Source organism: Curvibacter fontanus, from assembly GCF_054780335.1.
Genome location: NZ_BAAGWN010000043.1, coordinates 1 through 26581, shown reverse-complemented (window position 1 = coordinate 26581; position 26581 = coordinate 1). Strand labels below are relative to the sequence as shown.

The window sequence follows — 26581 nt, the reverse complement described above, 5'->3', positions numbered from 1 at the left end:
GGGGCGGCGCTAAACTGCAAGCCATGGAAGCAAAAGCCGTGGACAGCGCCCTGTCCGCCATCGACCCCCGCCGCTGCCCCCTGTGCGGCCAGCCCAATGCCTGCGCCAACCAGATGGCGCAGGCCACCGGCCAGGCCCCGCCGCCCTGCTGGTGCACCACGGCCACCTTCACGCCCGAACTGCTGGCGCGCGTGCCGGTCCAGGCGCAGCGCAAAGCCTGCATCTGCGCGGCCTGTGCCCGCGCGGCCCAGCCCGGTCCCCAACCATGACCCGCACCCAGGAGGAACAGCGCCAGGCCCTGCGCTCGACCTGGATCAGCGTCTGGGTCAACCTGTTCCTGGCCAGCGCGCAGGTGCTGATCGGCCTGTACGCGCGTTCGCAGGCCCTGATCGCCGACGGCCTGCACTCGCTGTCCGATCTGGTGGCCGATGGCGTGGTGCTGTTCGCGGCGCGCCATTCGCATGCCGAAGCCGACGCAGAGCATCCTTACGGACATGCGCGCTTCGAGACGGCTGCATCGCTGCTCATCGGCCTGATCCTGCTGGCCACGGGGGTGGGCATGGTGTGGACAGCGGGCGTCAAGCTGCACGAGGGCCAGAACCTGGGCGCCGTGCACCCCCTGGCCCTGGTGGCTGCGCTGCTCACGCTGGTCGCCAAGGAGGGGCTGTTCCGCTACATGCGACGCGTTGGCGACCGGCTCAAGAGCGCCATGCTGATCGCCAACGCCTGGCATGCGCGCGCCGACGCGGCCTCCTCGCTGGTGGTGGCCCTGGGCATCGCGGCCAACCTGCTGGGTTACCACAGCATGGACGCGGTGGCGGCCGTCATCGTGGGTTTCATGATCGTCAAGGCGGGCTGGGAATTTTCGGTCGACGCCTTCCACAGCCTGACCGACCACGCGCTCGATCCCGAGGAGATCGAGCGCATCCGCCGCACGGTGCAGGCCGTGGACGGCGTGCTGGATTTGCACAACCTGCGCACGCGCCGCATGGGGGACTGGGCCGTGATCGACATGCACGTGGCGGTGGGCCCGCACCTCACGGTCTCCGAAGGGCATTACATCGCCGAGCAGGTCAGCGCGCAGGTCAAGTCCGCGCACCGCGTGGCCGAGTGCACGGTGCACATCGATCCCGGCACGGTGCGCCACCTGGCCCGTGTGCTGGCGCTGCCGCCACGGGACCGGGTGCAGGCCCGGGTGCAGGAGCTGCTGCGCGAGACGCCGGCCGCGCTGCGCCTGCACTATCTGGAAGGCGGACTGGAAGTGGAGGTCGAACTGGCCCAGCCCCGCACGCCGGACGAGCTGTCGCGCCTGCAGCGCGAATTGCAGGCGGCCCTGGCCGGCCTGTCGCCCCTGGCCCGTGTCACGGTGGCCGGCCCCGGCACGAGGTCCCCGGCATGAAACACCCCGCCACCCTGCCCGAAATGCAGGCCCGTTACGGCGAGCGCTACCGCTGGCTGCTGCTGCTGGCCGTGATGGTCGGCACCATGGCCTCCATCATGTCCTCGACCATCATCAACGTGGCCATTCCGGACATGAGCCACCAGTTCGTGCTGGGCCAGGAGCGCGCGCAATGGGCCACTTCCAGCTTCATGGTGGCGACCACCGTGGCCATGCTGTGCACGCCCTGGCTGCTGGCGAGCTTCGGTTACCGCCGCACCTATGTGGTGGCCATGCTCATGCTGCTGGGCGGCGGCGTGGGCGGCGGCCTGGCGGGCAGTTTCGAGGTGGTGCTGGTCGCGCGTGTGGTGGAGGGCCTGGCCGCGGGCGTGGTGCAGCCCATTCCGGTCATCATCATCATGCGGGCCTTCGCGGCGCACGAGCGCGGGCGCGCCGGCGGCATCTTCGGCATGGGGGTGGTGCTGGCCCCCGCGCTGGGGCCCAGTATCGGCGGCCTGCTGGTGGACTGGTTCGGCTGGCGTTCCATCTTCTTCATGGTCGTGCCCTTCTGCCTGGCCTCCCTGTGGCTGGCCTTTCGTTATGTGCCCACCACCTCGCCCGGCGGCGGCGCGCCGGACCGCCGGGGCAACCGCCTGGACTGGAAGGGCCTGCTGCTGGCCACGGCGGGCACCCTGTGCCTGCTCAACGGCATGGTCGAGCTGCACGGCGCGGCGTCCGCGCGGGCCTGGAGCCTGCTGGGCCTGGCGCTGGCCTGCGCGGTGGTGTTCATCCTCTGGCAGCGGCGCCAGGCCCGGCGCGGCGACATGCCGCTCATGCACCCGGACCTGTTCGCCTTCCGCTCCTTCGCCATGGGCAGCCTGGTGGCCTTCATCTACGGCACGGCCCTGTTCGGCTCCACCTACCTGCTGCCGCTGTACATCCAGATGGCGCAGCAGCTCTCGGCCTCGCACGTGGGCACCATCATGCTGCCGGCCGGCCTGGTGCTGGCGGTGACCATACCGCTGGCGGGCCGCCTGTCGGACCACTGGCCCATCCGCGTGCTGATCTGCATGGGGCTGGGCCTGCTGGCCGCCTCATTTGCCCTCATGCTGACCCTGATGCCGGGCATGGCGCGCCAGACCGTGCTGGCGCTGCTGGTCGCCTGGGCGATCCTGGGCCGCATCGGCCTGGGTTTCATCCTGCCCTCGCTGAACAACGGCGCCATGGCCGGCCTGGAGCCGCGGCTGATCTCGCAGGCATCGAGCGCCATCAACTTCCTGCGCATGCTGGGCGGCGCGGTCGGTGTGAGCCTGTGCGGCATCGTGCTGGAGTGGCGCATCGCCGCGCATGGCGACAGCCTGGCCCGCAGCGAAACCAGCCCCGCGCGGCTGGCCGCCTTCGACGAGACCTTCGTGATGCTGGCCGGGGTCTGCGCCCTGGCCATGCTGGCGGCCTGGCGCATGCGCGCATCGCCGCGCGGGCAGCAAACTCCCGGAGGAGCCTGAAACCATGTGCCAGCTGCTGGGCATGAACTGCAATGTGCCGACCGACGTGCTGTTCAGCTTCGCGGGTTTTGCCGAGCGCGGCGGGCGCACCGACCACCATGGCGACGGCTGGGGCATTGCCTTCTTCGAGGACAAGGGCCTGCGCCATTTTGTCGACCACCAGTCGGCGGCCGAGTCACCCGTGGCCGAGCTGATCCGCCACTACCCGATCAAGAGCCGCAACGTGATCTCGCACATCCGCAAGGCCACGCAGGGCGCGGTGACGCTGGAGAACTGCCACCCCTTCGTGCGCGAGCTATGGGGGCGTTACTGGGTGTTCGCGCACAACGGCGACCTCAGGGACTACGCGCCGCGCCTGCACGGCAGTTTTCACCCCGTGGGTCACACCGACAGCGAGCGCGCCTTCTGCTGGCTGATGCAGGAGCTGGCCAAGTCGCACGCCGATGTGCCCAGCGTGGCCGAGCTGACCCTGACGCTGCGCGAGCTGGCGCCGCAGATCGCGCAACACGGCACCTTCAATTTCCTGCTGAGCAACGGCGAGGCGCTGTGGGCCCACGCCTCCACGAGCCTGTACCACGTGGTGCGCCAGCACCCTTTCGGCAGCGCCACCCTGCGTGACGAGGACCTGAGCATCGATTTCGCCCAGCACGCCGCGCCGGGCGACCGCGTGGCCGTGGTGGTGACCACGCCGCTCACAAGCGATGAAGCCTGGACGCCGCTGGTGCCGGGCGAGCTCAAGGTTTTTGTGAATGGCGCGGTGCTCGCATGACGCCCGCTGCGCGGGCATGATCTTGCGCCTGCGGCGCATCGATGACGCGGGCTTGCGCCCGCATGACTCAAGTCATCTCGTCGTCGAGGCCGCTCAGCGGCGAGGTCATGCGCGCGGCCTCCAGGGCGTCGATGAACATGGCGGCCACGTCGAAGCCGCTCTGGTCGGTGATTTCCTGGAAGCAGGTGGGGCTGGTGACGTTGATCTCGGTCAGGCAGTCGCCGATCACGTCCAGGCCCACCAGCAGCAGGCCGCGGCGGCTGAGCACCGGGCCGATGGCCTCGGCGATCTCGCGGTCGCGGGCGGAGAGCGGCTGGGCCACGCCCTTGCCGCCGGCCGCCAGATTGCCGCGCACCTCGCCGCCTTGCGGGATGCGCGCCAGCGCGTAAGGCACGGGCTGGCCGCCGATGACCAGGATGCGCTTGTCGCCCTGGGCGATGGCGGGCAGGAATTTCTGCACCATCAGGGACTGCGCGCCGTCGCGGTTCAGCGTCTCGATGATGCTGCCCAGGTTCATGCCGTCCTCGCGCACCCGGAAGATGCCCATGCCGCCCATGCCGTCCAGGGGCTTCAGGATGATGTCGCGGTGTTGCGCGTGGAAGTCGCGCACGGCCTGCGCCTCGCGCGTGACCAGGGTCGGCGTGGTGAATTGCGGGAATTCCAGGATGGCCAGCTTTTCCGGGTGGTCACGCAGCGCGCGCGGCTTGTTGAAGACCCGGGCGCCCTCGCGCTCGGCCTGCTCCAGCAGGTGGGTGGCGTAGAAGAACTCGCTGTCGAAAGGCGGGTCCTTGCGCATGATGATGGCGTCGAAGTCGCGCAGCGCGGACTGGCGCTGGGCCGGCGGCAGCGGCGACTCGTGGAACCACTGCTCCTCGTGGCCGGTCAGGCGGATGCGGCGCACATGGGCCTGCACGCCGGTGCTGGCCAGCCAGCTCAGGTGCTGCGGTTCGCAGACCGCCAGCGTGTGATTGCGGCGCTGCGCCTCGCGCATCATGGCAAAGGTGCTGTCCTTGTAGGTCTTGAACGATTCCAGCGGGTCGGCGACGAAGAGCAGGTTCATGAGTGGCGCGGCAGGGCTTGGGGTGGCTGGAAGTCTCTCACGAAACACCGGAAGACACGCAGCAGGGGCCCGGCAAGCACACGCACCGCCCAGGGGCAAAAGCAAGGACTGGACCAGTCGTCCGACCCGATTACAATGCCCCAGACCTCCAAAGAGCAAGATTCGTGCCTTTATGAAATTCCCACTCCTCCGCCTTCTGCTGTGCGCGGCCTGTGCACTGAACGCGGGCGTGGTCGGTGCCGAGAAGGCCGATGCCAAGAAACCGATGAACATCGAGGCCGATGCCCTGAGGTACGACGACCTCAAGCAGACCAGTGTCTTCAGCGGCAATGTGGTGCTGACCCGGGGCTCCATCATCATCAAGGGCGCGCGCATCGAGGTGCGCCAGGACCCGCAGGGTTACCAGTTCGGCGTGGTGACGGCCGAAGCCGGCCAGCGCGCCTTCTTCCGCCAGAAGCGCGACGGCGAGGACGAATACATCGAGGGTGAGAGCGAGACCATCGAATACGACGGCCGCGCCGACGTGTTCAAGCTGATCAAGGACGCCCGCCTGCGCCGCCTGCGCGGCGCCCAGGTGGCCGATGTGGTGACCGGCAACGTCATCCAGTACAACAGCCTGACCGATGTGTTCACGGTGGACGGCAGTCCGCAAAAGGGCGGCGAGCGCGTGCGCGCCACGCTGACGCCGCGCAGCGAGGCGCCGCAGCCCGCCGCGCCGCGGCCGGCCCTGCCCCTGCGCAACGACGACAGCCTGAGCGGAGGGCGCAAGTGAGCGACAGCCAGCAGTTGGCCGGCACCATCCCGCCCGATTCAGCCGTCGCCCAGGACACGCAGCCCGGCGCCGACACCAGCCGCCTGGAGGCGCGCCACCTCAAGAAGTTCTACGGCAGCCGCGAGGTCGTCAAGGACGTCTCGCTGACCGTGCGCAAGGGCGAGGTGGTGGGCCTGCTGGGCCCCAACGGCGCGGGCAAGACCACCTCCTTCTACATGATCGTGGGCCTGGTGCGCGCCAGCGCCGGCGAGATCCGCATCGACGACGAGGCGGTGGAACACATGCCCATCCACCAGCGCGCGCGCATGGGCCTGAGCTATCTGCCACAGGAGGCATCGATCTTCCGCAAGCTCAACGTCGAGGACAATGTGCGCGCCGTGCTGGAGCTGCAGCGCGACGAGGCCGGCCGGCCGCTGCGCAAGGACGAGATCGAGCACCGTCTCACCGCCCTGCTGCAGGACCTGCGCGTGGAGACGCTGCGCGCTTCGCCCGCGCTGGCCCTGTCGGGCGGCGAGCGCCGCCGGGTGGAAATCGCGCGCGCCCTGGCCACGCAACCGCGTTTCATCCTGCTGGACGAACCTTTCGCCGGCATCGACCCGATCGCGGTGATCGAGATCCAGCGCATCATCAGCTTCCTCAAGGCGCGCGGCATCGGCGTGCTGATCACCGACCACAACGTGCGCGAGACGCTGGGCATCTGCGACCACGCCTACATCATCAGCGAGGGCCGCGTGCTGGCCCAGGGCACACCGGCCGACATTGTCAACAACGCCGACGTGCGCCGGGTCTACCTCGGCGAGCACTTCAAGATGTGACTATGGCCCCCACGCTCGGCACTGGCGTGTCCTCGCTGCCCCCCGAGGGGGCTGAAGCCCGCGGCTCCAGGCCTGCCTGCGCAGGCTTGGACGGGCTGAAGAGACGCGCACGTCTCGTGCCGTCATGTCTCGCGCCTTGGGGCGGCCCGGCGGCGCTCACGCCGAACTCTCTGGTTGATCGAATTAAGTACACATGAAACAGGGACTGTCGCTACGCGTCTCCCAGCACCTGGCGCTCACGCCCCAGCTGCAGCAGTCCATCCGTCTCCTGCAGCTCTCGACACTGGAGCTGAACCAGGAGGTCGAGCAACTGCTCGACGAAAACCCTTTTCTGGAACGCGCCGACGATAGCGTCGAACGCGAGGCCCACGGCCTGGAGCGTGCCGACACGCCGGCGGCGCAGGACGAGGCGGAGTACGACTACAGCAGCAGTGCGCCGTCCAGTGACGGTCCGGACGCTGACGCCGCGGTGACCAGCCTGGAGAGCGATGGCAGCTGGGATGGCGACGGCAGCGTGGACATGTCACCCGACGACAGCGAGTGGGGCGGCGATGCGCCGGCGCGCAACGGCGCGCGTGAGGACGACGAGGCCGACGCCACCGAACTCGCACGCAGCCAGGAATCGCTGCCGGATTTCCTCAAGCGCCAGGCCCTGTCCCTGCGCCTGAGCCCGGAAGACCGCGCGGCGCTGCTGTTCCTGATCGAGTCACTCAACGAAGACGGTTATCTGGAGGACCCGATCGAGGAGCTGGCGCGCAGCCTGACCAGGGAGGATCCGGAGCACGAAGAAGCGATGGTCGCGCACTTCGAGCTGGCGCTGCGCCTGCTGCAAAGCCTGGAGCCCACGGGCGTGGGCGCGCGCACCATGGCCGAGTGCCTGCGCCTGCAGCTGCACGCCCTGCAGGCCGAAACGATGCGGGGTGCGGCGGCCTTGCCGGAGCCGGCGGTGATGGCGCAGGCCCTGCGCATGATCGAACAACCGCCCGAGCTGCTGGCGCGGCGCGACCTCAAGAAGCTGACCCAGCTCTGCGGCAGCAACGAGGCCCTGACACGCGAGGCCCTGGGCCTGGTGGCGCGGCTGGAGCCCAAGCCGGGCCGGCGTTTTGTCAACGTCGAGCGCAATGTGATCGTGCCCGACGTGCTGGTGCTGCGCGTCGGCAGCGGGGCGCAGACCCGTTTTCGCGTGCAACTCAACCCGGACATCATGCCGCGCCTGCGTGTGCACGACATTTACGCCAACGCGCTCAAGGGCCACAAGGCCGGCGGCCGTGAGGGCGACAACTACGCCGCGCTGCAGCAGCGCCTGCAGGAGGCGCGCTGGTTCATCAAGAACATCCAGCAGCGTTTCGACACCATCCTGCGTGTGAGCAGCGCCATCGTCGAGCGGCAGAAGAACTTCTTCATGCATGGCGAACTGGCCATGCGCCCTCTGGTGCTGCGCGAGATTGCCGACGAGCTGGGCCTGCACGAGTCCACCATCAGCCGTGTGACCACGGCCAAGTACATGGCCACGCCTTTTGGTACCTACGAGCTCAAGTACTTCTTCGGCTCGGGCCTGGGCACCGAATCCGGCGGCAACGCCTCCAGCACGGCGGTGCGCGCACTGATCAAGCAGTTTGTCAGCGCTGAAAACGAGAAGAAACCCCTGTCCGACAGCCAGCTCTCCGAGATGCTCAAGGAGCAGGGCATCGAGTGCGCACGCCGTACCGTGGCCAAATACCGCGAGGCGCTCAAGATTGCGCCCGCGAATCTCAGAAAGTCCTTGTGAACCAGCTGACCCTCTTCCTCCCCTGCGCTGCCGGCGTGGAGGACTACCTGGCGCCAGAGATCCTGCGGATCACGGGTCTGCCGCCGGGCTGTGTCACCAAACAACGCGGTGGGGTGGCGGTGCGCACCTCGTTTGCGCAGGCCATGCTGCTCAATCTCTACAGCCGCCTGGCCCAGCGTGTGCTGGTGCTGGTGTCGTACACCGAGTACCGCAACGAGCAGGACCTGTACCGCGCCGCCATGCAAGTGCCCTGGGAGCAGTGGTTCACGCCCAGGGAAAGCATCAAGGTCGAGGTCACGGCCCAGCACAGCCCGCTGACGTCGCTGAATTTTGCGGCGCTGAAGGTGAAAGACGCGGTGTGTGACCGTTTCCGCGAAACCTCGGGTGGCGTGCGCCCCGATGTGGACACCCAGTGGCCCGACGTGCGCATCTACGCCCACCTGACCACCGACAGCTGCTCGCTCTACATCGACACCTCGGGCGAGCCGCTGTTCAAGCGCGGCTGGCGCGAGGACAAGGGCGATGCGCCGCTGAAAGAAACCCTGGCCGCCGCCATGATCGCCGCCAGTGGCTGGGCCGAGGGCGATGGTGACCTGGCACCGCTGTACGACCCCTGTTGCGGCAGTGGCACCGTGGTCATCGAGGCGGCGCAGATCGCCTGCAACATCGCGGCCGGCTCCCTGCGCCGTTTTGCCTTCGAGAAATACCGCCCCTTCCGCGCCCCCGAATGGGCCGCCATGAAGGCCGAGGCCGCGCAGGCGGTGGTCAAGCCCGAGCCGGGCCAGGCCAAGCTGATCTACGGCAGTGACGTGTCGCACCGCATGGTGGACTTCGCCCAGCGCAATGCCGAGCGGGCCGGGGTGGCCGACGTGATCGAGTTCCGTGGCGGCGACGCCCTGCAGCGCATGCCCCCCTGCGAAACACCGGGTGTGATGTTGATCAACCCGCCTTATGGCGAGCGCATCGAGACCGGCGGTTTCGCGGGGGCTGGCGCGGCCGCCCGCGCCGGCACCCCGCGTTTCGGCGCGCGTGAATTGCCGGAGACCGAGAGCGCGGGTGATGACCAGGAATTCTTCAGCAAACTGGCCACGCACTGGAAGAAGAACTACAGCGGCTGGACCGCCTGGCTGCTCACGCCCGACCTCAAGCTGCCGGGCAAGATGCGCCTGAAGGAGTCGCGCCGGGTGCCCATGTGGAACGGCCCGCTGGAATGCCGGCTCTTCAAGTTCGAGATGATCAAGGGTTCGGCGCGCGAGAAGCCGGCGGCGCCATGATCGTGCTGGACACCAACATCGTGCTGGACCTGCTGGTCTTCGACGACCCGGCAACGCCGGCGCTCAAAGCCGCGCTGGCCAGGCGCGAGCTGCAGTGGATCGCCACGCCGGCCATGCGCGAGGAGCTGGCGCGCGTGCTGGCCTATCCGCACATCGCCGCCCGCCTGGCCTGGTACCAGCTCGGGGCCGACGAGGTGCTGGCCGCTTTCGACCGGCAGGTGCAGATCGTCGACACAGCCCCACGGGTGTCATGCATCTGCAAGGACCCGGACGACCAGAAGTTCATCGACCTGGCGGTGGCGCACCGCGCCCGCCTGCTGAGCAAGGACCACGCGGTGCTGCGCCTGCGCAAGCGCCTGCTGCCCCTGGGCGTGCACACCGCCCGCGCCCTGGAAGCTCCGGCTGAACTGATTTGATACCGATAGCTATAGCGACCATGAACACGACCGCCCCCACCCAGCCGCAGTCCGCGCTGGCTCCCGAAGATTTCGACGAACTCGACGCCATCCTCGACGATCTGCGCAGGCGCGACGACGAGGTGCCGCAATGGGAGTTCTGCGAAGGCGTGCTCGCGGCCCTGGTCTGCAACCGCCGGCCCATCCCGCCCGAGGAATACCTGCCGCTGCTGCTGGGCACGGTCGAGGGTGAGCTGGCCCCGTTTGCCGATGCGGCGCAGCGCGAGCGTTTCCTGGCGCTGTGGACACGGCGCTGGCAAGAGGTGGTGACGGCGTTGGACGCCGAGGTCGAAAACCTGGAGGACGAGGCGGCCTACCAGCCCGAGGTGATGGACGTGCGCGGCGCCCTGGCCGCCTTGCCCGCCGAGGAGCAGGCCGCGTTTGGTGAGGAGGTGCCGGCTTTTGCCCAGGTCTGGGCCCTGGGCTTCATGTTCGCCGTGGAGAACTGGCCCGAGGACTGGGCCGCGCCGCGCGACAAGGACGCCGCGCAGTGGCTGGACGATGCGCTGGAGACTATCGTGGCCATGACCGAGGACGACACCGGCGTAGCCGAGATTTCACCTTTCGGCGACGACACGCCGCCTTCGGTCAGCATGGCGCGGCTCAACGCCTTCGGTGACGCCATCTGGGCCGTCTACGACCTGCGCGAACTCTGGCGCAGCATCGGTCCGCGGGTGGAGACGGTGCGCAAACAGGCCGAGCCCGGCCGCAATGACCTTTGTCACTGCGGCAGCGGCAAGAAGTACAAGAAGTGCCACGGCGCGACCTGAGAACTTGCGAATAAATCTACTGCGCAACCCGATCGCCGCGTTGGGCGGTGTTGGCTACGACCGCTGCGCTTAACTTTCGCAAGCGAAAGTGAGCCTACGCCGCAACTTCGTTGTCACCATCCTCACGTACAGGAAGTACGTTCCGGTGGCTGCGCTCCGTCCGCCTTGCGCTCGGGCCGCTCGCTACGATTTCTTCACAAGTTCCGCGACGTCAGGCTTAAGCGAAGAACGTCCTCAGCGCAGCCGCCGTCTCGGCCGGCAGTTCCTCGGGGATGAAGTGCCCGGCCGGCAGCAACTGGCCGCTGACCGTGGCGCGGCACTGCGCCTGCCAGAGTTCCAGTGGTTTGAAGAGCCGGTGCACCACGCCGCGCTCGCCCCACAGCACCAGGGTGTCGCAGGCGATCTTCTCGCCCCGCGCACGGCTGGCACGGTCGTGCTCCAGGTCGATGCCGGCGCTGGCCCGGTAGTCCTCGCAGGCGCTGTGGATGGCCTCGGGTCTGCAGAAGCAGCGCTCGTACTCGGCCAGCGCCTGCGGCTCGATGTAGGCCAGCCCCTGGGATCCCCAGCCGCCGAGCTTGGCGTGCAGATAGGTTTTTGCATCGGCTCCGATCATGCGTTCGGGCAGGGGCCAGGGCTGGATCAGGTGGAACCAGTGGTAATAGGCCCGCGCGAAGTCCATGTCGGTGGCGGCGTACATGTCCAGCGTGGGCGCGATGTCGATCACGCAGAGCTTGCGGACCTTCTCCGCATGATCGAGCGCGAGCCGGGCCGAGACGCGGCCGCCGCGGTCGTGGCCGGCGAGGAAAAACTGCGGGCAGCCCAGCTGGTCCATCACATCCACGAGGTCCTGCGCCATGCTGCGCTTGCTGTAGTTGCCGTGGTCGGGCAGGCCGGCGGGCTGGGCCGAGTCGCCATAACCGCGCAGGTCGGGCAGCACGATCCAGTACGTATCCAGCAGCAGCTGCACCACGCGGTGCCAGAGTACGTGCGTCTGAGGGAAGCCGTGCACCAGCAGCAGGGCGGGTTTGTCGCCGCGTGGGGCCGTGGGCACGCGCGCATGGATCGACACACCGTTGGCCTCGAAACGGCGCGGTTCGAAGCCGGTGAACCAGCTCATACCGACAACTCGGTGAGGCGGCGCAGCGCATGCTGCACCGTGGCCCTGCGCACGGCGGCGCGGTCGCCGGGGAAGTTCATCTTTTCCGTCAACACCTGGCCTGGCAGCGCAAAGCCGAACCAGACCAGGCCCACGGGCTTGTCGGGCGTGCCGCCCGTGGGGCCGGCCACGCCCGTGACGGCCACCGTCACCTGGGCCCGGGAATGCGCCAGCGCGCCGGCGGCCATGGCGCGCGCCACCTCCTCGCTCACGGCGCCGTGTTTCTTGATGAGGGTGGCGTCCACCCCCAGCAGTTCGATCTTGGCGGTATTGGAGTAGCTCACGACACCGCGTTCGAACCAGTTGCTCGAGCCGCTGAGGTCGGTGCAGGCGCCGGCGATCAGGCCGCCCGTGCAGCTCTCGGCCGTGGCCAGCATCCACTGGCGCTGCTGCAACTGCGCGGCGAGGCGCTCGACCAGGGCGAGAGAGTCTGTAGGGATGGGTGCGGCCATGGCGAATTTGACCAGCAGGGATTTATCCGTGGAACGCCGCGGAACCGGCTGGGCCGGGCCGCTGGCGTTGCCCCCTTGAGAGGGGTGGCGTAGCGAACGAAGGGAGCGGAGCCTGGGGGTGTTTCATAGACTTCGCCATAGCGCGATCAGCAGCAGGGTGCAGAAGGCCGCCACCAGGTCGTCCAGGATGATGCCCCAGCCGGCCTTGGCCCAGCCGTGGCGTGTGCGGCTGGGGTCCATCTCGTGGTACAGCCGGTCGGCCCAGCCCACCGGGCCGGGTTTGGCGGCGTCGAAATAGCGAAACAGGGCGAAGGCCAGCAGTTGCTCGGGCCAGCCCGCGGGCGTGATGAGCCAAAGCACCAGCCAGAAGGCGAGGATCTCGTCCCAGACGATGCAGCCCGGGTCACCGGCCTGCAGGTCGCGCGCGGTCACGCTGCAGGCCCACCAGCCCAGCGGCAGGGCGAGCAGCAGCAGCAGGCCCCAGCGGGCCTCGTTCATCCAGGGCTGCAGCGCGAGAAAGGCAACCCAGGCCCAGAGCGTGCCCACGGTGCCGGCGGCCTTGGGGCTCAGGCCCGAGCCAAAGCCCAGGGCGATGGCGTGGGCCGGGTGCGCCAGCATGAAGCGGCCGGTGGGCCGGGCCATGGGCGGACGCAGGGGCTGGTTCATGCGCAGATTATGGTGGAACGCCGGGCGCGGCGCAGCCGCTGGCCTATCGCTTGACCTGGCATGCGCAGCTGCACCAGCCGGCTCAGGCGAAGTGATCGAAGGAGGCGTAGCGGCCGGACACCGGCCGGCCCTGCGCGTCGACCAGGCGCAGGCCTGGCCCGGTTTCGATGCGGCCGATGCGCGTGACGGGCGTGGCAGCTTCCCGTGCGGCGGCCAACACGGCTTCGCCCTGTGCGGCCGGGGCCGTGAACAGCAGTTCGTAGTCGTCGCCACCGGCCAGCACCAGGGCCAGGCGCTCCTCTTCACCCAGCGTCGCCCCCTGGGCTGCCAGCAGGGGGGCGGCGAGTGAGGTGTCGATGCAGGCGCCGCAGCCCGAAGCCTGCAGGATGTGGCCCAGGTCGCCGAGCAGGCCGTCGCTGACATCGAGCGCTGCGCTGGCAATGCCGCGCAGAGCCAGGCCGAGCGCGACGCGCGGGGTGGGTTGCTCCAGCCGCGCGCGCGCGGCCTGCAGCACGGCGGGCGGCAACTGGCGCCGGTCCTGCAGGGTCTCGAGGGCCAGGCGCGCATCGCCCAGCGTGCCGCTGACCCAGAGTTCGTCGCCGACCTGCGCGCCTGAGCGCAGCAGGGCCAGACTTCGGCCGTTCACCACAGGCACTTCACCGAAGACCGTGATGCAGATATTCAGTGGGCCGCGTGTGGTGTCACCGCCGATGAGCTGGCAGTCGTGCGCGTCGGCCAGTGTGAAAAGACCGCGCGCGAAGGCGGCCAGCCAGGCTTCGTCGGCGCGCGGCAGGGACAGGGCCAGCGTGAAGGCCAGCGGGCGGGCGCCGCAGGCGGCCAGGTCGCTGAGGTTCACGGCCAGGGCCTTGTGGCCCAGCGTGGCGGGATCGACGTCGGCAAAAAAATGCCGACCTTCGACCAGCATGTCGCTGGAGATGGCCAACTGCATGCCGGGCGCCGGCTGCAGCAGGGCGCAGTCGTCGCCGATGCCCAGGGCCACGGCAGGATGAGCGCTCCCCTGGCGCTGAAAGTAGCGCCGGATCAGCTCGAACTCACCCATGTCGCAGCGGCTCCGCGACGGGCGTTTCGCGCGGCGGCCAGAAGAAGCTCAGGGGCGTGCGCCGCATGCGGGCGCGGATGGCCCGGTACAGGCGCGTGCGGTCCAGGCCTGTGACGCTGTGTGCGCGCAGGGCCAGGCGGAATGCGAAGAAGAAACTCACCGCGACGTTGAGCACGCCCACGAGCGCGATCGAGACCACGCACCACCAGAACAGCGGCAGTTTCAGGATGTCCGGCCCCAGGGTGACAGCGGCCGCGCTCAGCTGGCCTGCCGAGAGCGTGACGTGGCGCACGTCCAGCCCGAGGCCGAAGAAGGCCGCGAAGGCCGGCACCAGGCCCAGCATGAAGCCCAGCGAGATATTGGCCGCCAGACCCGAGATGTTGTGGCGCATCCAGGTGGCCCAGCGGTCGGCCCGCGCCTCGCCCAGCACGGCGGTGATGCGCGGGTGGTAGCGCAGGGCCGAGTCCATGCGCTGCAGCACGAACCAGTTCTCGGTCCAGCCCGAGATGATGCTGGAGGCGAAGAGCAGTACGCCGGTGAAGGCCGCGAAGAGGAGCGTGGGGCCGAAAAGTGTCAGCGACTGCAGCACATACTCGGCTTTTTCCAAGCTGAGCGGCGCGTGGCCCACAGCCAGCCAGTACGCGCCGCACAGCAGCAGCACGCCGGGCACGACCAGCGCCAGGTTGCCGATCACGGCGGCCACCTGGGAGCGCACGAGGTGGCTGATCTCGTCGACGAAGTCCTCGACGGCGCCGGGCGCCTGCAGATCCCTGAGTTTGGCGGCCATGGCCGGCGCAGTCATCGCTGGCTGTTTGGTGGCGACGGTCCAGTGCAGCAGCTGCACCAGCACGAAACACAGGGCGTAGTTGAGCCCGGCGGCAAAGCCGCCCCAGAAGGCTGACAGGCCCAGGCCCAGCAGCGCGAACTTCAACAAGGTGGTCACCGAGATCAGGGCGCCGCCGCCCGCGGCCTTGCGCAGCATGTCGGCGTACTCGGCCCGGTTGCGCGTGATGTAGTGTTCGCCGGTTTCGGCGCTGCGTTCGGCCACCTTGGCCGCCAGCAGGGAGGAGTTGCTCGCGATCAGCGCACGCAGGCTGCGGTTGTTGTGGCCGGCCAGGGTGAGCTGGGCCAGCAGCTTGCCGGTGCCGACGGCGTCGGGGGCCAGCAGGACGTCGAGCAGCAGGCGGCAGCGCAGCACGCGTTCGCGCAGTTGGCGCAGGCGGAACACCACGTCGACCGAGATGCCGTGTTCGTCCAGGTGGGTGTAGACGCTGGCGGCGGCCTGGCGGCACGCGTCGAGCCGGTCCTTGAAGGCCTGAACGGCCTGGTCCAGGGCGGCCGCGTCGATGGGGCGCTGCTGCAGGGCGCGGCGCAGGGTTTCGAAGTCGACCAGCAGCTCACGGTAGGACTGCTGCTGCGCGCTGTTGTCCATGCGCAGGCGCAGTTCGGGGGCGTAGCCGACGGCGCAGATCTGGCTCACGCAGCAGGCGATGGATTCCTCCAGGGCCGCAAGCCAGGCCCGGGAGCCCGCAGCCGGCAGGCCCAGCACCGCAGCCAGGCGTTTTTCGGTTTCCCCGTCCAGGCGGCCCAGCCAGGCGGCGTCGAAGTCGTGAGGGAAGAGCAGGGTATGGAGTTCGGAAGCGTCGCGCGTCTGCGGTGTGGCCGGCAGCACGTGGCGCAACAGGCGATTGATGAATTCGCTCAGGAAAACCGGGCGCTGAGCAAAGCCGTGGTCGGCCAGCAGGGTGGTGCCGTCCACGCCGTCCAGCAGGGCCAGCCACCAGGCCTGGGCGCGGGTGCGCAGCTCCGCGCCGGTCTCCAGCCGCTCGATCAGCAGTTGCAGGCGTTCCAGGGTGGTGCCGACCGAACTGCGGTCGCCGCGCATCCAGTCCAGCAGGCGGACCAGCCAGAGGTGGCGTTCGACCAGCGTGGCTTCGGGGTCCAGTGCGTCCAGCAGGGTGTCGAGATCGCGCGGTGACGCCATGAACAGGCCCTAGTGCAAAGTACGCGCGCCGCCGCCGGCGCTCAGCGCGTCCAGCACGAACATGGGGATGTCCACGTCGAAGCGCTCGCCATCCTCGGCCACGAAGAAGTAGCTGCCGTGCATGGTGCCGGTGGCTGTGCGCAGGCGGGTGCCGCTGGTGTATTCGAAGGTGGCGCCGGGTTGCAGCAGGGGTTGCTGGCCGACCACGCCCAGGCCGCGCACCTTCTCGGTGTGGCCGCTGGCGTCATTGACGTTCCAGCTGCGCGCGATCAACTGCGCCGGGATCTCGCCGGTGTTGGTGATGGTGATGGTGTAGGCGAAAACGTAGAGCCCCTGCGTCGGCGCCGACTGCTCGGGCAGATGGCGGGGCTGGACTTCGACAAGAATCTGGTACTTGGCCATATATAGTTCGGCATCGTACCTGCGAAAATACCCGTATGAGTAAAACTTACCGCATCGCCCCCTCCATCCTCTCGGCCGATTTCGCCCGTCTGGGCGAGGAGGTGCGCAACGTGGTCGCCGCCGGCGCCGACTGGATCCATTTCGACGTGATGGACAACCATTACGTGCCCAACCTGACCTTCGGCCCCATGGTGTGCCAGGCCCTCAAGCCGCATGCGAAGACCCCCGAGGGCAAGGCCGTGCCGATCGACGTGCACCTCATGGTGCAGCCGGTGGACGCGCTGGCCGCGGCCTTTGCCGATGCGGGCGCCGACCTGATCAGCTTCCACCCCGACGCCTCGGGCCATGTGCACCGCAGCGTGCAGGCCATCAAGAGCAAGGGCTGCCAGGCCGGTCTGGTGTTCAACCCGGCGCAGCCGCTGGATGTGCTGGACTGGGTGATCGAGGACATCGACCTCATCCTCATCATGAGCGTGAACCCGGGTTTCGGTGGGCAAAGCTTCATCGACTCCGCCCTGCGCAAAGTGGAAGCTGCGCGCCAGCGCATCACGGCCTCGGGCAAGGACATCCGCCTGGAGGTCGACGGCGGCATCAAGGCCGACAACATCCGCCGCGTGGCCGATGCCGGGGCCGACACCTTCGTGGCCGGCAGCGCCATCTTCGGCAAACCGGACTACCGTGCCGTGATCCACGCCATGCGCCAGGCGCTGGCCTGAGCGGGGCAGGCGGGCGCGCCCCGCGTGTCGGCCATGAGGTCTGGGTGTACGCTATAAGGCTAGCATCGACGCCAGTTCATGAAAAGCAGCGACACCACGCCTATCGCATCCAAGCCGCAGAGCAAGCGCCGGTCCGGATGGCGGCGCGTGCTGGACTGGCTGCCCGGGCGCAGCCGGCCCAAAGGCGGCACCCATGTGCACCGCCGGGTGCGGCTGGCCCTGTACACGGTGCTGGTGGTGGTGGGCGCGCTGGCCTGGTGGCAGATGCGCCAGCAGCAGCATGCCGAAGAAATCCGGCAAGCCGATGCGGAGATCATTCGTGTGGCCGCCGCCCAGAGCACGCAGATCCAGCGCATGATCATGCTGCTGACCCAGCTGCAGTACCACGAGGGCAGCGAAGAGGAGCACGTCAACGCACTGGCCGAGACCCTGAGCCAGGCGCAGACCCAGGCCACGCTGCTGGACGAGCTGCTGACGCGCCAGGGGGTCTGGCAGCTGAACGACCGCTCCCAGCTGCGCAGCGCCATCTCCGAATGGCAGAACCGGCGCGAACGCGTCTGGTACCGGGCCCAGTCCCTGCTGTGGCTGATTGACCAGGACAATCAGCGGAAGCGCCCGGTCGCCGCCCAGTTCCTGCTGACCGAACTGGAATCCTTCTGGCTGACGACACAAAGCCTGGTGGACGAATTGCAACTGGCCGCCCAGCGCCGCTCACGCGCCAGCCTGGAGCGGATCGAACTTTCTGGCAACGTCATGCTCGGCGTGCTCTTGCTGCTGATCCTGGCGGTGGCCGAGCCGCTGGTGCTGTTCGTGCGCAGGCAGGGCGAGGATCTGCAGCAGCAATCGACGGATCTCCAGCGCCTGGCCCTGGTGGCGCAGCGCACCTCGAACTGGGTGGCCGTGGTGGACCGCGAACGCCGTGTGCTCTGGTGCAACGAGGCTTTCCTGCGCGGCAAGGGCGGCACGCTGGACGAGGTGCTGGGCCAGCATGCGGCCCTGCTGGCCACCAATGCCTGCAACGACGCCGAGGAAATGACGCGCCTGCTGGCCGAACTGGACATGGGGCTGGCGGTCAGGGTGGATGTCATGCACCGGGGGCGCCATGGCGCGGAGGTCTGGCTCGATGTCGACTACCAGCCCATCCATGACGCGCAGGGCCTGCACACCGGCTTCACGCTGGTGGCCCGCGACATCACCGACACGGTGAACGAGCGCGTGCGCATGCAGACGCTGCTGGACACCCTGCCAGCCGGTGTGGTGCTGCAGTCGGCTCAAGGGGTGGTGATCGAGTGCAACCGCCAGGCGCAGGAGATGCTCGCGCTGCCGGAGCAGAAGCTGCTGGGCCGTGACCGGCTGGCCGAGGACAACATGGTGGTGCGCTCCGACCTCACGCCTTATGCGATGGCGGATCGCCCCAGCGTGCGCACCCTGCGCAGCGGCCAGGGGCTGCGCGGCGAACTGGTCGGCCACATGCGCACGGCGGGTGAGTTGCGCTGGCACATGGTCAACACCGAGCCCATGCACGATGCGGCGGGACACCTGACCGGCGTGATCTCCTGCCTGGTCGATGTGACGCAGCAGCGCGAGCAGCAGCAACTGCTCACGCTGGCCATCGAAAGCGCATCGCTGGGCGTCTGGCTGTGGGACATACCGAGCGGCCGCATGGACGTCAACGATCGCCTGCTGGCGCTGTTCGGTTATCGGCAGGGGGAGATGGATCTGACGTCAGAGGGCTTCTACCAGCTGATCCATCCCGATGACAGCGAAGGCTGGAGCTGGGCCATCCGTACCAATCTGCGTGATTCGCACCAGCCCCTGCACTGGGAGGTGCGCATCCACCACGGCAGCGGACGCTGGATGTGGACGCTGTTCAGTGGCACGGTGGTGGCGCGTGACGCCAGCGGCCGGGCCCTGCGCATGGCAGGCATCTGTTACGACATCAACGCCCAGAAGGAGCTCGAGGAGCAGCTGCGTCAGTCGGCCCGCACCGACAGCCTGACGCGCCTGCCCAACCGGGTCGAACTGCTCAGCCGCATCCATTCCTCGATCCAGCACGCCCGGCAGCAGCCGAGTTACTGCTTCGCGGTGCTCTTCATGGACTTTGACCGCTTCAAGCAGGTCAACGATACGCTGGGCCATTCGGTCGGTGACGAGCTGCTGCGCCAGATCGCCAAGCGCCTGGAAGACAGCCTGCGCCCGGGCGACGCCTTCGTGCAGACCAGTGATTTCAGCCAGATGGCCGCGCGCATCGGTGGCGACGAGTTCGTGGTGCTGCTGGACAACATCCGCGGTGACCTGGACGCCCAGGTGGTGGCCGCGCGCCTGCTTGAGGTGCTGGCCGAGCCCTACCAGATCGGCCAGCACCGCGTCAGTTCCACGGCCAGCATCGGCATCGTCACCACGGCCCACATGACCGAGGATCCCGACAGCGTGCTGCGCGACGCTGACATCGCGATGTACGAGGCCAAGCGCCAGGGCCGCGGGCGTTACGAGATGTTCGAGCCTTCCATGCGCAAGCGCGTGCATGACGACGCGGAGCTGGAGAACGACCTGCGCCAGGCCATCGGCACGGACGAGATCTATGTGGTCTACCAGCCCATGATCGACCTGGCCAGCGGTCGTCTGGTCGGCATGGAAGCCTTGGCGCGCTGGTTGCATCCGCAGCGCGGCCCGGTGTCGCCGCTGACCTTCATCCCGGTGGCCGAGGCCACGGGCATGATCGGCCGCCTGGGTGAATTCGTCCTGAAGACGGCCTGCCATGAGCTGGTGCGCCTGCGCACCCTGCTGGGCGAACGCGCGCCGGAAACCGTGTCGGTCAACCTCTCGCGCGCCCAGCTGCGCCAGGCTGCTTTTGCCGCCAAGCTGTCGGAACTGCTCTGCAGCGCCGGGCTGACGCCGGACGCGCTGATGCTGGAAGTGACCGAGAGCCTGGCGGCCCAGGACGAGGCCATGCAGGCCATCCTGCGCGAGATCCGCACGCTCGGCGTCGCGCTTTCGCTGGACGATTTCGGCACCGGTTATTCCTCGCTCTCCTGCCTGCACGAACTGCCGGTGAACCAGGTCAAGATCGACCGATCCTTCGTGAGTCAGGCGCTCACCAGCGACTACCACCGCGTGATGATAGCCGCCACCATCAGCATGGCGCGCACGCTGGGCCTGCAGACCGTGGCCGAAGGGATCGAGACGGCCGAGCAGGCCGCCCTCATGGCCGAGCTGGGCTGCGGCAAGGGTCAGGGTTATCTGTACAGCCGGCCGCTGGGCGCCCAGGACCTGGAGCACTGGGCGCTGGCCCTGCCCGCCCCCACACTCAGGACTTGATGTCCAGCAGGGCGTTCTTGAGCTGCCAGTCGGCCGGGGCCTTGCCCAGCCAGATGCCCAGCAGGGCTGCAAAGAACTCGGGCTCCTTGAAGGGGGCGCCCTGGACCTTGCCCTTGACCGCGATGGACAGGCCCTGACCGGGGATCCAGTCCAGGCTGAAACTGTCACCGGCCACGAGTCTCTTGTGATCGGAAAAGATCTGGCTCATGCGCATGATGCCGGGGATCAGCTGGACGAAGGCGGCGCGGTCCATATTGTCTTCCATGCCGCGCGAGAACAGCTTGCCCAGTTCGGCGGCATCGATGTCGCGCAGCATGGTGATGCTCATGCGCTTGGGGCCGGGTGCCTTGAGGATCTCCTCCAGCGAGCCGGCCTTGCGGCCCACGTAAAGGCCGGCGGCATAGACCTTGAAGATGGCCTTGTAACGCACGCCGGCGCCATTGAGCTCCAGCTTGCTGCCGTTGACTTCGATTTGCGGCGCGAAATTGACACCGCCCACTTCCAAAGCGGATGCCTGCTGACCCAGGGCGAGCAGCAGGATGAGCAGAGCGGGACGTAAGGGGAACCACATGATCGATGACCTCCAAAATAGTACGACCGTTCGTTCTAATTATCCCAGGCCGGCCTTTCCCGGGGTTTAGGGTTTTTCTGGGGGTGGGCGCCTTTGCTAAACTGGCCCCATGTTCATTCACCGCCTCATCAGCACAGGTTGCAGCGACCGGGGAGCCTGGCCCTGGCGTACCTGCCACGACGCCCGCGCCCGGTCGCGCGACTGAGACCGGCTGACCTGCAGCCCGGTCCTGCACCGCCCCGATCCCTGGGGTTTACCCGAACTGAATGAATGAACAGGGCACAAAGTGCCTGGCGCCAGGGCCAACCGCCCTGGCGTCGAACCGGAGTTTCCCGTGATGACCGAATCCGAATTCAATGAACTGGCCCGCCAGGGCTACAACCGCATCCCTCTGCTGGCCCAGGCCTTTGCCGATCTGGAAACGCCGCTCTCGCTCTACCTCAAGCTGGCCCACGCGCAAGACGGCGGCAAGAACACCTTCCTGCTGGAGTCCGTGGTGGGCGGCGAACGTTTCGGCCGCTACAGCTTCATCGGCCTGCCGGCGCGCACCCTGGTGCGCTCGCGAGGTTTTGGCGAGCAGGCCGTGACCGAGGTCGTGACCGACGACGTGGTGGTCGAGACCTCGCGCCTGAACCCGCTGGATTTCGTGGCCCGGTACCACCAGCGCTTCAAAGTGGCCTTGCAGCCCGGCCTGCCGCGTTTCTGCGGCGGACTGGCCGGTTATTTCGGCTACGACACCGTGCGCCATATCGAGAAAAAGCTGGTGCACAGCTGCCCGCCCGACACCCTGGGCTGCCCCGACATCCTGCTGCTGCAGTGCGAGGAGCTGGCCGTCATCGACAACCTCTCGGGCAAGCTCTACCTGATCGTCTATGCCGACCCCGGCCAGCCCCAGGCTTATGCGAAGGCCCGGGCGCGGCTGGCCGAGCTGCGCGCGCGCCTGAACACCTCGGTGCAGGCGCCACCCATCAAGCCCAGCCCATCGCATGAGATCGGGCGTGAGTTCGACAAGGCCGACTACATCGCCGCGGTGGAGCGGGCCAAGGAGCTGATCGCCGCAGGCGACTTCATGCAGGTCCAGGTGGGCCAGCGTCTGCACAAGCGCTACACCGAGTCGCCGCTCTCGCTCTACCGCGCGCTGCGTTCGCTCAACCCCTCGCCCTATATGTACTACTACCACTTCGGCGACTTCCACGTGGTGGGTGCTTCGCCGGAGATCCTGGTGCGGCAGGAGCAGACCCCCGAAGGACAGAAGGTGACGATCCGCCCGCTGGCCGGCACGCGCCCGCGCGGCGCCACGCCGGAGCTGGACAAGGCCGCCGAGACGGAACTGGTGGGCGACCCCAAGGAACGCGCCGAGCACGTGATGCTGATTGACCTGGCGCGCAACGACATCGGCCGCATCGCCAAGACCGGCAGCGTCCAGGTGACGGAAGCCTTTGTGGTCGAACGTTACAGCCATGTGATGCACATCGTGAGCAACGTCGAAGGGCTGCTGAAGGACGGCATGAGCTCCATGGATGTGCTCAAGGCTACCTTCCCGGCCGGCACGCTGACCGGCGCCCCCAAGGTGCACGCCATGGAGCTGATCGACCAGCTCGAACCCAGCAAGCGCGGCCTCTACGGCGGCGCCTGCGGCTACCTGAGTTATGCGGGCGACATGGACGTGGCCATCGCCATCCGCACCGGCATCATCAAGAACGACACGCTCTACGTGCAGGCGGCGGCCGGCGTGGTGGCCGATTCGGTGCCCGAGATGGAATGGCGCGAGACCGAGCACAAGGCGCGCGCCCTGGTCCGGGCCAGCGAACTCGTGGAACAGGGCCTGGAGTGAACGCCATGAAAAACATCAAATTGCTCATGGTGGACAACTACGACTCGTTCACCTACAACCTGGTGCAGTACTTTGGCGAACTCGGCGCCGAGGTCGAGGTGCACCGCAACGACGAAATCACGGTCGCCGAGATCGAGACTAAGCTGAGGGCCGGGCAACTGGACCGCCTGGTCATCTCGCCCGGACCCTGCTCGCCGGCCGAGGCCGGTATTTCGGTGGCGGCCATCCGCCACTTTGCCGGCAAGCTGCCCATCCTGGGTGTCTGCCTGGGCCACCAGAGCATCGGTGCGGCCTTCGGCGGCAAGATCATCCGCGCGCAGCAGCTCATGCACGGCAAGACCAGCGTCATCACCACCACGCAGGAGGGTGCGTTCGCCGGCCTGCCTAAACAGTTCACGGTGAACCGCTACCACTCGCTGGCCATCGAGCGTACCTCTTGCCCGCCGGAGCTGAAAGTCACGGCCTGGACCGAGGACGGCGAGATCATGGGCGTGAAACACAAGACCCTGGCCGTCGAGGGTGTGCAGTTCCACCCCGAATCCATCCTGACCGAGCATGGCCACGCCATGCTGAAGAATTTCCTGCAGCAAGCCTAAGGACCCAGACATGCCTCAAGCTCATCAGATCACCCCGCAGGAGGCGCTGCAGCGCGTCATCGAGCACCGCGAGATCTTCCACGACGAGATGCTGCACATCATGCGGCTCATCATGAGCGGCGAGATGTCGCCCGTGCTCATGGCGGCTTTCATCACCGGCCTGCGTGTGAAGAAGGAAACCATCGGCGAGATCACGGCCGCCGCCCAGGTGATGCGCGAGTTCTCGACCAAGGTGGCTATTGCTGACATGAAACACCTGGTCGACATCGTGGGCACCGGTGGTGACGGCGCCCACACCTTCAACATCTCCACCTGCGCCATGTTCGTGACCGCGGCGGCCGGCGCCAAGGTCAGCAAGCATGGCGGGCGCAGTGTGAGCAGCAAGAGCGGCAGCGCCGACGTGATGGAGTCGCTGGGCATCAACATCAACCTCAAGCCCGAGGCCATCGCGCAGTGCGTGGCCGAGACCGGCGTGGGTTTCATGTTCGCGCCCAATCACCACCCGGCCATGAAAAACGTGGCGCCCGTACGCCGCGAACTCGGCATCAAGACCCTCTTCAACATCCTGGGCCCGCTGACCAATCCGGCCGGCGCGCCCAACATCCTCATGGGCGTGTTCCATGCGGACCTCGTGGGTATCCAGGTGCGCGCGCTGCAGCGCCTGGGCGCCGAGCATGCTGTGGTGGTCTACGGCAGGGACGGCATGGACGAGATCAGCCTGGGGGCCGCCACCCTGGTGGGCGAACTCAAGAACGGCGAGATCAGGGAGTATGAAATCCATCCCGAGGATTTCGGCCTGACCATGGCCAGCACGCGTGCCATCAAGGTGGACACGCCCGAGGCTTCGCGCGCCATGCTCATGGGGGTGCTGGACCAGCAGCCCGGCGCCGCGCGTGACATCGTCCTGCTCAACGCCGGCGCGGCGCTGTATGCGGCCAATGTGGTGGACAGCATGGCGGCGGGCATCGCGCGGGCGCGCGAGGCCATCGATTCCGGCGCCGCCAAGGCCAAGCTGGAACAACTGGTCTCGGTGGCGCACCGTCTGGGGCAGACGGCATGAGCGACATCCTGAACAAGATCATCGCCGTCAAGCGCGAGGAAATCGCTGCGGCGATCAAGAGGAAGTCGCTGGTGGCCATGCGCGCCGACGCCGAGTCCCGCGTGCTCACGCGGGACTTCGTCGGCGCCCTGCGCGCCAAGATCGCGGCCGGTCAGGCCGCGGTGATCGCCGAGATCAAGAAGGCCAGCCCGAGCAAGGGTGTGCTGCGCGAGGACTTCATCCCGGCCGACATCGCCCAGAGTTATGCCGAGGGCGACGGCCAGGTGAGTGCGGCCTGCCTCTCGGTGCTGACCGACCGCCAGTTCTTCCAGGGCCAGCCCGACTACCTGAAGCAGGCGCGCGCCTCCTGCGAGCTGCCCGTGCTGCGCAAGGACTTCATGGTCGACCCCTACCAGATCTACGAATCGCGCGTCATGGGGGCGGACTGCATCCTGCTGATCGCCGCCTGCCTGGACGACGCGTTGATGCGCGATCTGGAGGCCATCGCCCTGGGCCTGGACATGGCCGTGCTGGTCGAGGTCCACGACGGCGCCGAGCTGGACCGCGCGCTCAAGCTCAAGACCCCGCTGGTCGGTATCAACAACCGCAACCTGCGCACCTTCGAGGTCACGCTGGACACCACGCTGGCCCTGCGCGAGCGCGTGCCGGCGGATCGCCTGCTGGTGACGGAATCGGGCATCCTGGATCGCGCCGACGTGCAGCGCATGCGCGCGGCAGGTGTCAACTCTTTTCTGGTGGGCGAGGCTTTCATGCGCGCACCCGATCCAGGCCTGGCCCTGGCCGAGCTGTTCGCCGGATGACTCAGGCCGGTCTTTTCGACGTGCCGACCGCGGCCGATCGTCTGACGGCCTGGGCGCCGGCGCAGTGGCCGGTGGCACCAGACTGGCAGGTCTTGGTGTCGGGGTTTTTCGGCAGCCCTGAGGGGCAGGCCTTGGGCCTGCACCTGACGCAGCGGCTGGCAGCCGGCGCGGTGGTCTACCCGCCGCAGCCTTTGCGTGCCCTGGAACTCACGCCGCTGGCGCAGGTGCGGGTCGTGATCCTGGGGCAGGACCCGTACCACGGGCCCGGACAGGCCGAAGGCCTGGCCTTTTCCGTGGCGCCCGGGGTGAAGTTGCCACCTTCGCTGCGCAACATCTATCAGGAACTGACCCGTGACCTGGCGCCCTGGACGCCGCCGGCTGATGGCTCCCTGCTGGCCTGGGCCCGCCAGGGGGTGCTGCTGCTCAACACCTGCCTGACCGTGGAAGACGGGGAGCCCGCCAGTCACTCTGGATGCGGGTGGGAAGTGCTCACTGACAAAATTGTCCGCGCCGTGGTCCAGCGGGCCGAGCCGGCAGTTTTCATGCTCTGGGGCGCGCACGCCCAGAAAGTGGCGGCAGCCGCCGGCTTGGCGGCACAGGGCTCGCATCATCTGGTACTGTCGGCCAACCACCCTTCGCCGCTCTCGGCGCGGCGCCCTCCGGTGCCCTTCCTGGGCTGCGGGCACTTCGGCCGGGCGCAGGCATTCTTGCGAGAGCGGGGGCTGGGCGAGCTGGTCTGGTGAGTCCGGAGCTGTTCGGACCCCGGCAGCGTCAAAATTTCATGGCATAATCCGTGGTTCACCTATGGAGAGGTGGCCGAGTGGTTAATGGCAGCAGACTGTAAATCTGCCCTCTTACGAGTACGCTGGTTCGAATCCAGCCCTCTCCACCAGTGAAAGATGCGTAGAGCGAGCGTTTTGGGCGATGCGGGAGTAGTTCAATGGTAGAACCCCAGCCTTCCAAGCTGATGACGCGGGTTCGATTCCCGTCTCCCGCTCCATGTGTCTTTTGCGCCTAGGTGGTGACAAGAATATCGCCCATGTGGCTCAGTGGTAGAGCACTCCCTTGGTAAGGGAGAGGTCGCGGGTCCGATTCCCGCCATGGGCACCACTTTCAGGTGCGCGGTTTGTGCCGGCGTGTCTTGGTGTTTGATTCGTAATTGCTTTTCGCATCCTTTCTGGAGATTTGAAAAATGGCAAAAGAGAAATTTGAGCGGACCAAGCCGCACGTCAACGTGGGCACGATCGGTCACGTGGACCACGGCAAGACCACGCTGACGGCGGCCATCACCACCGTGCTGGCGGCCAAGTTCGGCGGCCAGGCCAAGGCCTACGACCAGATCGATGCGGCGCCTGAAGAGAAGGCCCGCGGCATCACCATCAACACCGCCCACGTCGAGT

26 protein-coding genes and 3 tRNA genes are annotated in these 26581 nt (G+C 67.7%); 21 read left to right on the top strand and 8 right to left on the bottom strand.

Annotated features, from left to right (window positions below; genetic code table 11):
- The first annotated feature begins 23 nt into the window (after positions 1-23).
- Genes ACYVH8_RS14805 through ACYVH8_RS14790 form a run of 4 tightly spaced genes read left to right on the top strand, consistent with a single transcriptional unit; the run spans position 24 to position 3652 of the window.
- A complete protein-coding gene (locus ACYVH8_RS14805) occupies positions 24-269 on the top strand; it encodes a cysteine-rich CWC family protein (RefSeq protein ID WP_460489575.1) in 246 nt (81 codons plus the stop codon).
- A complete protein-coding gene (locus ACYVH8_RS14800; RefSeq protein ID WP_460489574.1) occupies positions 266-1399 on the top strand; it encodes a cation diffusion facilitator family transporter in 1134 nt (377 codons plus the stop codon). Before ACYVH8_RS14805 ends, ACYVH8_RS14800 begins: the two co-directional genes overlap by 4 nt.
- Complete coding sequence (locus ACYVH8_RS14795) at positions 1396-2883, top strand: DHA2 family efflux MFS transporter permease subunit (protein ID WP_460489573.1); 1488 nt, start codon at positions 1396-1398, stop codon at positions 2881-2883. Before ACYVH8_RS14800 ends, ACYVH8_RS14795 begins: the two co-directional genes overlap by 4 nt.
- A gap of 4 nt (positions 2884-2887) precedes the next feature.
- Positions 2888-3652 (top strand): class II glutamine amidotransferase, encoded by a 765-nt coding sequence (locus tag ACYVH8_RS14790; protein ID WP_460489572.1) that lies wholly within the window; start codon positions 2888-2890, stop codon positions 3650-3652.
- 67 nt (positions 3653-3719) lie between these two features.
- Here ACYVH8_RS14790 and gshB read toward each other — a convergent pair whose 3' ends face one another.
- Entirely contained in the window at positions 3720-4712 is a 993-nt protein-coding gene (gene gshB, locus ACYVH8_RS14785; RefSeq protein WP_460489571.1) for a glutathione synthase, read from the bottom strand.
- 172 nt (positions 4713-4884) lie between these two features.
- On the opposite strand from gshB, the gene lptA reads away from it, so the two are divergent.
- From lptA to ACYVH8_RS14755, 6 genes are all read left to right on the top strand, one after another.
- Positions 4885-5484 carry a lipopolysaccharide transport periplasmic protein LptA gene (gene lptA / locus ACYVH8_RS14780; RefSeq protein ID WP_460489570.1) on the top strand — a complete coding sequence of 200 codons (600 nt, stop codon included), beginning with the start codon at positions 4885-4887 and terminating at the stop codon, positions 5482-5484.
- A gap of 26 nt (positions 5485-5510) precedes the next feature.
- Positions 5511-6299 (top strand): LPS export ABC transporter ATP-binding protein, encoded by a 789-nt coding sequence (gene lptB, locus ACYVH8_RS14775; RefSeq protein WP_460489637.1) that lies wholly within the window; start codon positions 5511-5513, stop codon positions 6297-6299.
- 193 nt (positions 6300-6492) lie between these two features.
- Positions 6493-8067 (top strand): RNA polymerase factor sigma-54, encoded by a 1575-nt coding sequence (locus tag ACYVH8_RS14770; protein ID WP_460489569.1) that lies wholly within the window; start codon positions 6493-6495, stop codon positions 8065-8067.
- A complete protein-coding gene (locus ACYVH8_RS14765) occupies positions 8064-9341 on the top strand; it encodes a THUMP domain-containing class I SAM-dependent RNA methyltransferase (RefSeq protein WP_460489568.1) in 1278 nt (425 codons plus the stop codon). Before ACYVH8_RS14770 ends, ACYVH8_RS14765 begins: the two co-directional genes overlap by 4 nt.
- Positions 9338-9757, top strand: coding sequence for a putative toxin-antitoxin system toxin component, PIN family (locus ACYVH8_RS14760; protein ID WP_460489567.1), 420 nt, complete (start codon positions 9338-9340; stop codon positions 9755-9757). The genes ACYVH8_RS14765 and ACYVH8_RS14760 overlap by 4 nt, the downstream gene beginning before the upstream one ends.
- A 20-nt stretch (positions 9758-9777) precedes the next feature.
- On the top strand, positions 9778-10566 hold the full coding sequence (locus tag ACYVH8_RS14755; RefSeq protein WP_460489566.1) for a UPF0149 family protein: 789 nt from the start codon (positions 9778-9780) through the stop codon (positions 10564-10566).
- A 217-nt stretch (positions 10567-10783) separates the two neighbouring features.
- On the opposite strand, the gene ACYVH8_RS14750 is transcribed toward ACYVH8_RS14755, so the two are convergent.
- From ACYVH8_RS14750 to apaG, 6 genes are all read right to left on the bottom strand, one after another.
- Positions 10784-11683 (bottom strand): alpha/beta fold hydrolase, encoded by a 900-nt coding sequence (locus ACYVH8_RS14750; RefSeq protein WP_460489565.1) that lies wholly within the window; start codon positions 11681-11683, stop codon positions 10784-10786.
- A complete protein-coding gene (locus ACYVH8_RS14745) occupies positions 11680-12174 on the bottom strand; it encodes a CinA family protein (protein WP_460489564.1) in 495 nt (164 codons plus the stop codon). The genes ACYVH8_RS14750 and ACYVH8_RS14745 overlap by 4 nt, the downstream gene beginning before the upstream one ends.
- A 123-nt stretch (positions 12175-12297) precedes the next feature.
- Positions 12298-12840, bottom strand: coding sequence for a phosphatidylglycerophosphatase A family protein (locus ACYVH8_RS14740; protein WP_460489563.1), 543 nt, complete (start codon positions 12838-12840; stop codon positions 12298-12300).
- 82 nt (positions 12841-12922) lie between these two features.
- A complete protein-coding gene (gene thiL, locus ACYVH8_RS14735) occupies positions 12923-13900 on the bottom strand; it encodes a thiamine-phosphate kinase (protein ID WP_460489562.1) in 978 nt (325 codons plus the stop codon).
- Positions 13893-15884, bottom strand: coding sequence for a site-specific recombinase (locus ACYVH8_RS14730; protein ID WP_460489561.1), 1992 nt, complete (start codon positions 15882-15884; stop codon positions 13893-13895). The genes thiL and ACYVH8_RS14730 overlap by 8 nt, the downstream gene beginning before the upstream one ends.
- A 9-nt stretch (positions 15885-15893) precedes the next feature.
- Positions 15894-16286, bottom strand: coding sequence for a Co2+/Mg2+ efflux protein ApaG (gene apaG / locus ACYVH8_RS14725; protein ID WP_460489560.1), 393 nt, complete (start codon positions 16284-16286; stop codon positions 15894-15896).
- Positions 16287-16321: 35 nt separating this feature from the next.
- Here apaG and rpe point away from each other — a divergent pair, with 35 nt between their 5' ends.
- Positions 16322-17002, top strand: coding sequence for a ribulose-phosphate 3-epimerase (gene rpe / locus ACYVH8_RS14720; protein ID WP_460489559.1), 681 nt, complete (start codon positions 16322-16324; stop codon positions 17000-17002).
- 78 nt (positions 17003-17080) lie between these two features.
- Positions 17081-20320: a sensor domain-containing protein gene (locus tag ACYVH8_RS14715; protein WP_460489558.1), complete on the top strand. Its 3240-nt coding sequence runs from the start codon at positions 17081-17083 to the stop codon at positions 20318-20320.
- Here the strand turns inward: ACYVH8_RS14715 and ACYVH8_RS14710 are convergent.
- Positions 20310-20891 carry a chalcone isomerase family protein gene (locus tag ACYVH8_RS14710; protein WP_460489557.1) on the bottom strand — a complete coding sequence of 194 codons (582 nt, stop codon included), beginning with the start codon at positions 20889-20891 and terminating at the stop codon, positions 20310-20312. The genes ACYVH8_RS14715 and ACYVH8_RS14710 overlap by 11 nt on opposite strands.
- A 334-nt stretch (positions 20892-21225) precedes the next feature.
- Here ACYVH8_RS14710 and trpE point away from each other — a divergent pair, with 334 nt between their 5' ends.
- The 9 genes from trpE to ACYVH8_RS14665 all read left to right on the top strand — a co-directional run.
- Complete coding sequence (gene trpE, locus ACYVH8_RS14705) at positions 21226-22725, top strand: anthranilate synthase component I (protein WP_460489556.1); 1500 nt, start codon at positions 21226-21228, stop codon at positions 22723-22725.
- 5 nt (positions 22726-22730) lie between these two features.
- The gene (locus ACYVH8_RS14700) at positions 22731-23321 is read left to right on the top strand and encodes an anthranilate synthase component II (RefSeq protein WP_460489555.1); all 591 of its coding nucleotides are present in this window, start codon (positions 22731-22733) and stop codon (positions 23319-23321) included.
- 10 nt (positions 23322-23331) lie between these two features.
- Complete coding sequence (trpD, locus tag ACYVH8_RS14695; protein WP_460489554.1) at positions 23332-24381, top strand: anthranilate phosphoribosyltransferase; 1050 nt, start codon at positions 23332-23334, stop codon at positions 24379-24381.
- Positions 24378-25181: an indole-3-glycerol phosphate synthase TrpC gene (gene trpC / locus ACYVH8_RS14690; protein WP_460489553.1), complete on the top strand. Its 804-nt coding sequence runs from the start codon at positions 24378-24380 to the stop codon at positions 25179-25181. Before trpD ends, trpC begins: the two co-directional genes overlap by 4 nt.
- The gene (locus ACYVH8_RS14685; protein WP_460489552.1) at positions 25178-25924 is read left to right on the top strand and encodes a uracil-DNA glycosylase; all 747 of its coding nucleotides are present in this window, start codon (positions 25178-25180) and stop codon (positions 25922-25924) included. The genes trpC and ACYVH8_RS14685 overlap by 4 nt, the downstream gene beginning before the upstream one ends.
- A 63-nt stretch (positions 25925-25987) precedes the next feature.
- Positions 25988-26073 (top strand) — tRNA-Tyr (locus ACYVH8_RS14680).
- Positions 26074-26107: 34 nt separating this feature from the next.
- Positions 26108-26181: transfer RNA gene (locus ACYVH8_RS14675), tRNA-Gly, on the top strand.
- A gap of 35 nt (positions 26182-26216) precedes the next feature.
- A tRNA-Thr gene (locus tag ACYVH8_RS14670) sits at positions 26217-26291 on the top strand.
- Positions 26292-26373: 82 nt separating this feature from the next.
- Positions 26374-26581: GTP-binding protein (locus tag ACYVH8_RS14665; protein WP_460487755.1), on the top strand; the 208-nt coding region annotated here is incomplete at its 3' end.

Bases quoted from the DNA above. Each gene is read 5' to 3' on its own strand.
- ACYVH8_RS14805 (WP_460489575.1), top strand. From the start codon at position 24: ATGGAAGCAAAAGCCGTGGACAGCGCCCTGTCCGCCATCGACCCCCGC.
- ACYVH8_RS14800 (WP_460489574.1), top strand. From the start codon at position 266: ATGACCCGCACCCAGGAGGAACAGCGCCAGGCCCTGCGCTCGACCTGG.
- ACYVH8_RS14795 (WP_460489573.1), top strand. From the start codon at position 1,396: ATGAAACACCCCGCCACCCTGCCCGAAATGCAGGCCCGTTACGGCGAG.
- ACYVH8_RS14790 (WP_460489572.1), top strand. From the start codon at position 2,888: ATGTGCCAGCTGCTGGGCATGAACTGCAATGTGCCGACCGACGTGCTG.
- gshB (WP_460489571.1), bottom strand. From the start codon at position 4,712: ATGAACCTGCTCTTCGTCGCCGACCCGCTGGAATCGTTCAAGACCTAC.
- lptA (WP_460489570.1), top strand. From the start codon at position 4,885: ATGAAATTCCCACTCCTCCGCCTTCTGCTGTGCGCGGCCTGTGCACTG.
- ACYVH8_RS14770 (WP_460489569.1), top strand. From the start codon at position 6,493: ATGAAACAGGGACTGTCGCTACGCGTCTCCCAGCACCTGGCGCTCACG.
- ACYVH8_RS14760 (WP_460489567.1), top strand. From the start codon at position 9,338: ATGATCGTGCTGGACACCAACATCGTGCTGGACCTGCTGGTCTTCGAC.
- ACYVH8_RS14755 (WP_460489566.1), top strand. From the start codon at position 9,778: ATGAACACGACCGCCCCCACCCAGCCGCAGTCCGCGCTGGCTCCCGAA.
- ACYVH8_RS14750 (WP_460489565.1), bottom strand. From the start codon at position 11,683: ATGAGCTGGTTCACCGGCTTCGAACCGCGCCGTTTCGAGGCCAACGGT.
- ACYVH8_RS14745 (WP_460489564.1), bottom strand. From the start codon at position 12,174: ATGGCCGCACCCATCCCTACAGACTCTCTCGCCCTGGTCGAGCGCCTC.
- ACYVH8_RS14740 (WP_460489563.1), bottom strand. From the start codon at position 12,840: ATGAACCAGCCCCTGCGTCCGCCCATGGCCCGGCCCACCGGCCGCTTC.
- thiL (WP_460489562.1), bottom strand. From the start codon at position 13,900: ATGGGTGAGTTCGAGCTGATCCGGCGCTACTTTCAGCGCCAGGGGAGC.
- ACYVH8_RS14730 (WP_460489561.1), bottom strand. From the start codon at position 15,884: ATGGCGTCACCGCGCGATCTCGACACCCTGCTGGACGCACTGGACCCC.
- apaG (WP_460489560.1), bottom strand. From the start codon at position 16,286: ATGGCCAAGTACCAGATTCTTGTCGAAGTCCAGCCCCGCCATCTGCCC.
- rpe (WP_460489559.1), top strand. From the start codon at position 16,322: ATGAGTAAAACTTACCGCATCGCCCCCTCCATCCTCTCGGCCGATTTC.
- ACYVH8_RS14715 (WP_460489558.1), top strand. From the start codon at position 17,081: ATGAAAAGCAGCGACACCACGCCTATCGCATCCAAGCCGCAGAGCAAG.
- ACYVH8_RS14710 (WP_460489557.1), bottom strand. From the start codon at position 20,891: ATGTGGTTCCCCTTACGTCCCGCTCTGCTCATCCTGCTGCTCGCCCTG.
- ACYVH8_RS14700 (WP_460489555.1), top strand. From the start codon at position 22,731: ATGAAAAACATCAAATTGCTCATGGTGGACAACTACGACTCGTTCACC.
- trpD (WP_460489554.1), top strand. From the start codon at position 23,332: ATGCCTCAAGCTCATCAGATCACCCCGCAGGAGGCGCTGCAGCGCGTC.
- trpC (WP_460489553.1), top strand. From the start codon at position 24,378: ATGAGCGACATCCTGAACAAGATCATCGCCGTCAAGCGCGAGGAAATC.
- ACYVH8_RS14685 (WP_460489552.1), top strand. From the start codon at position 25,178: ATGACTCAGGCCGGTCTTTTCGACGTGCCGACCGCGGCCGATCGTCTG.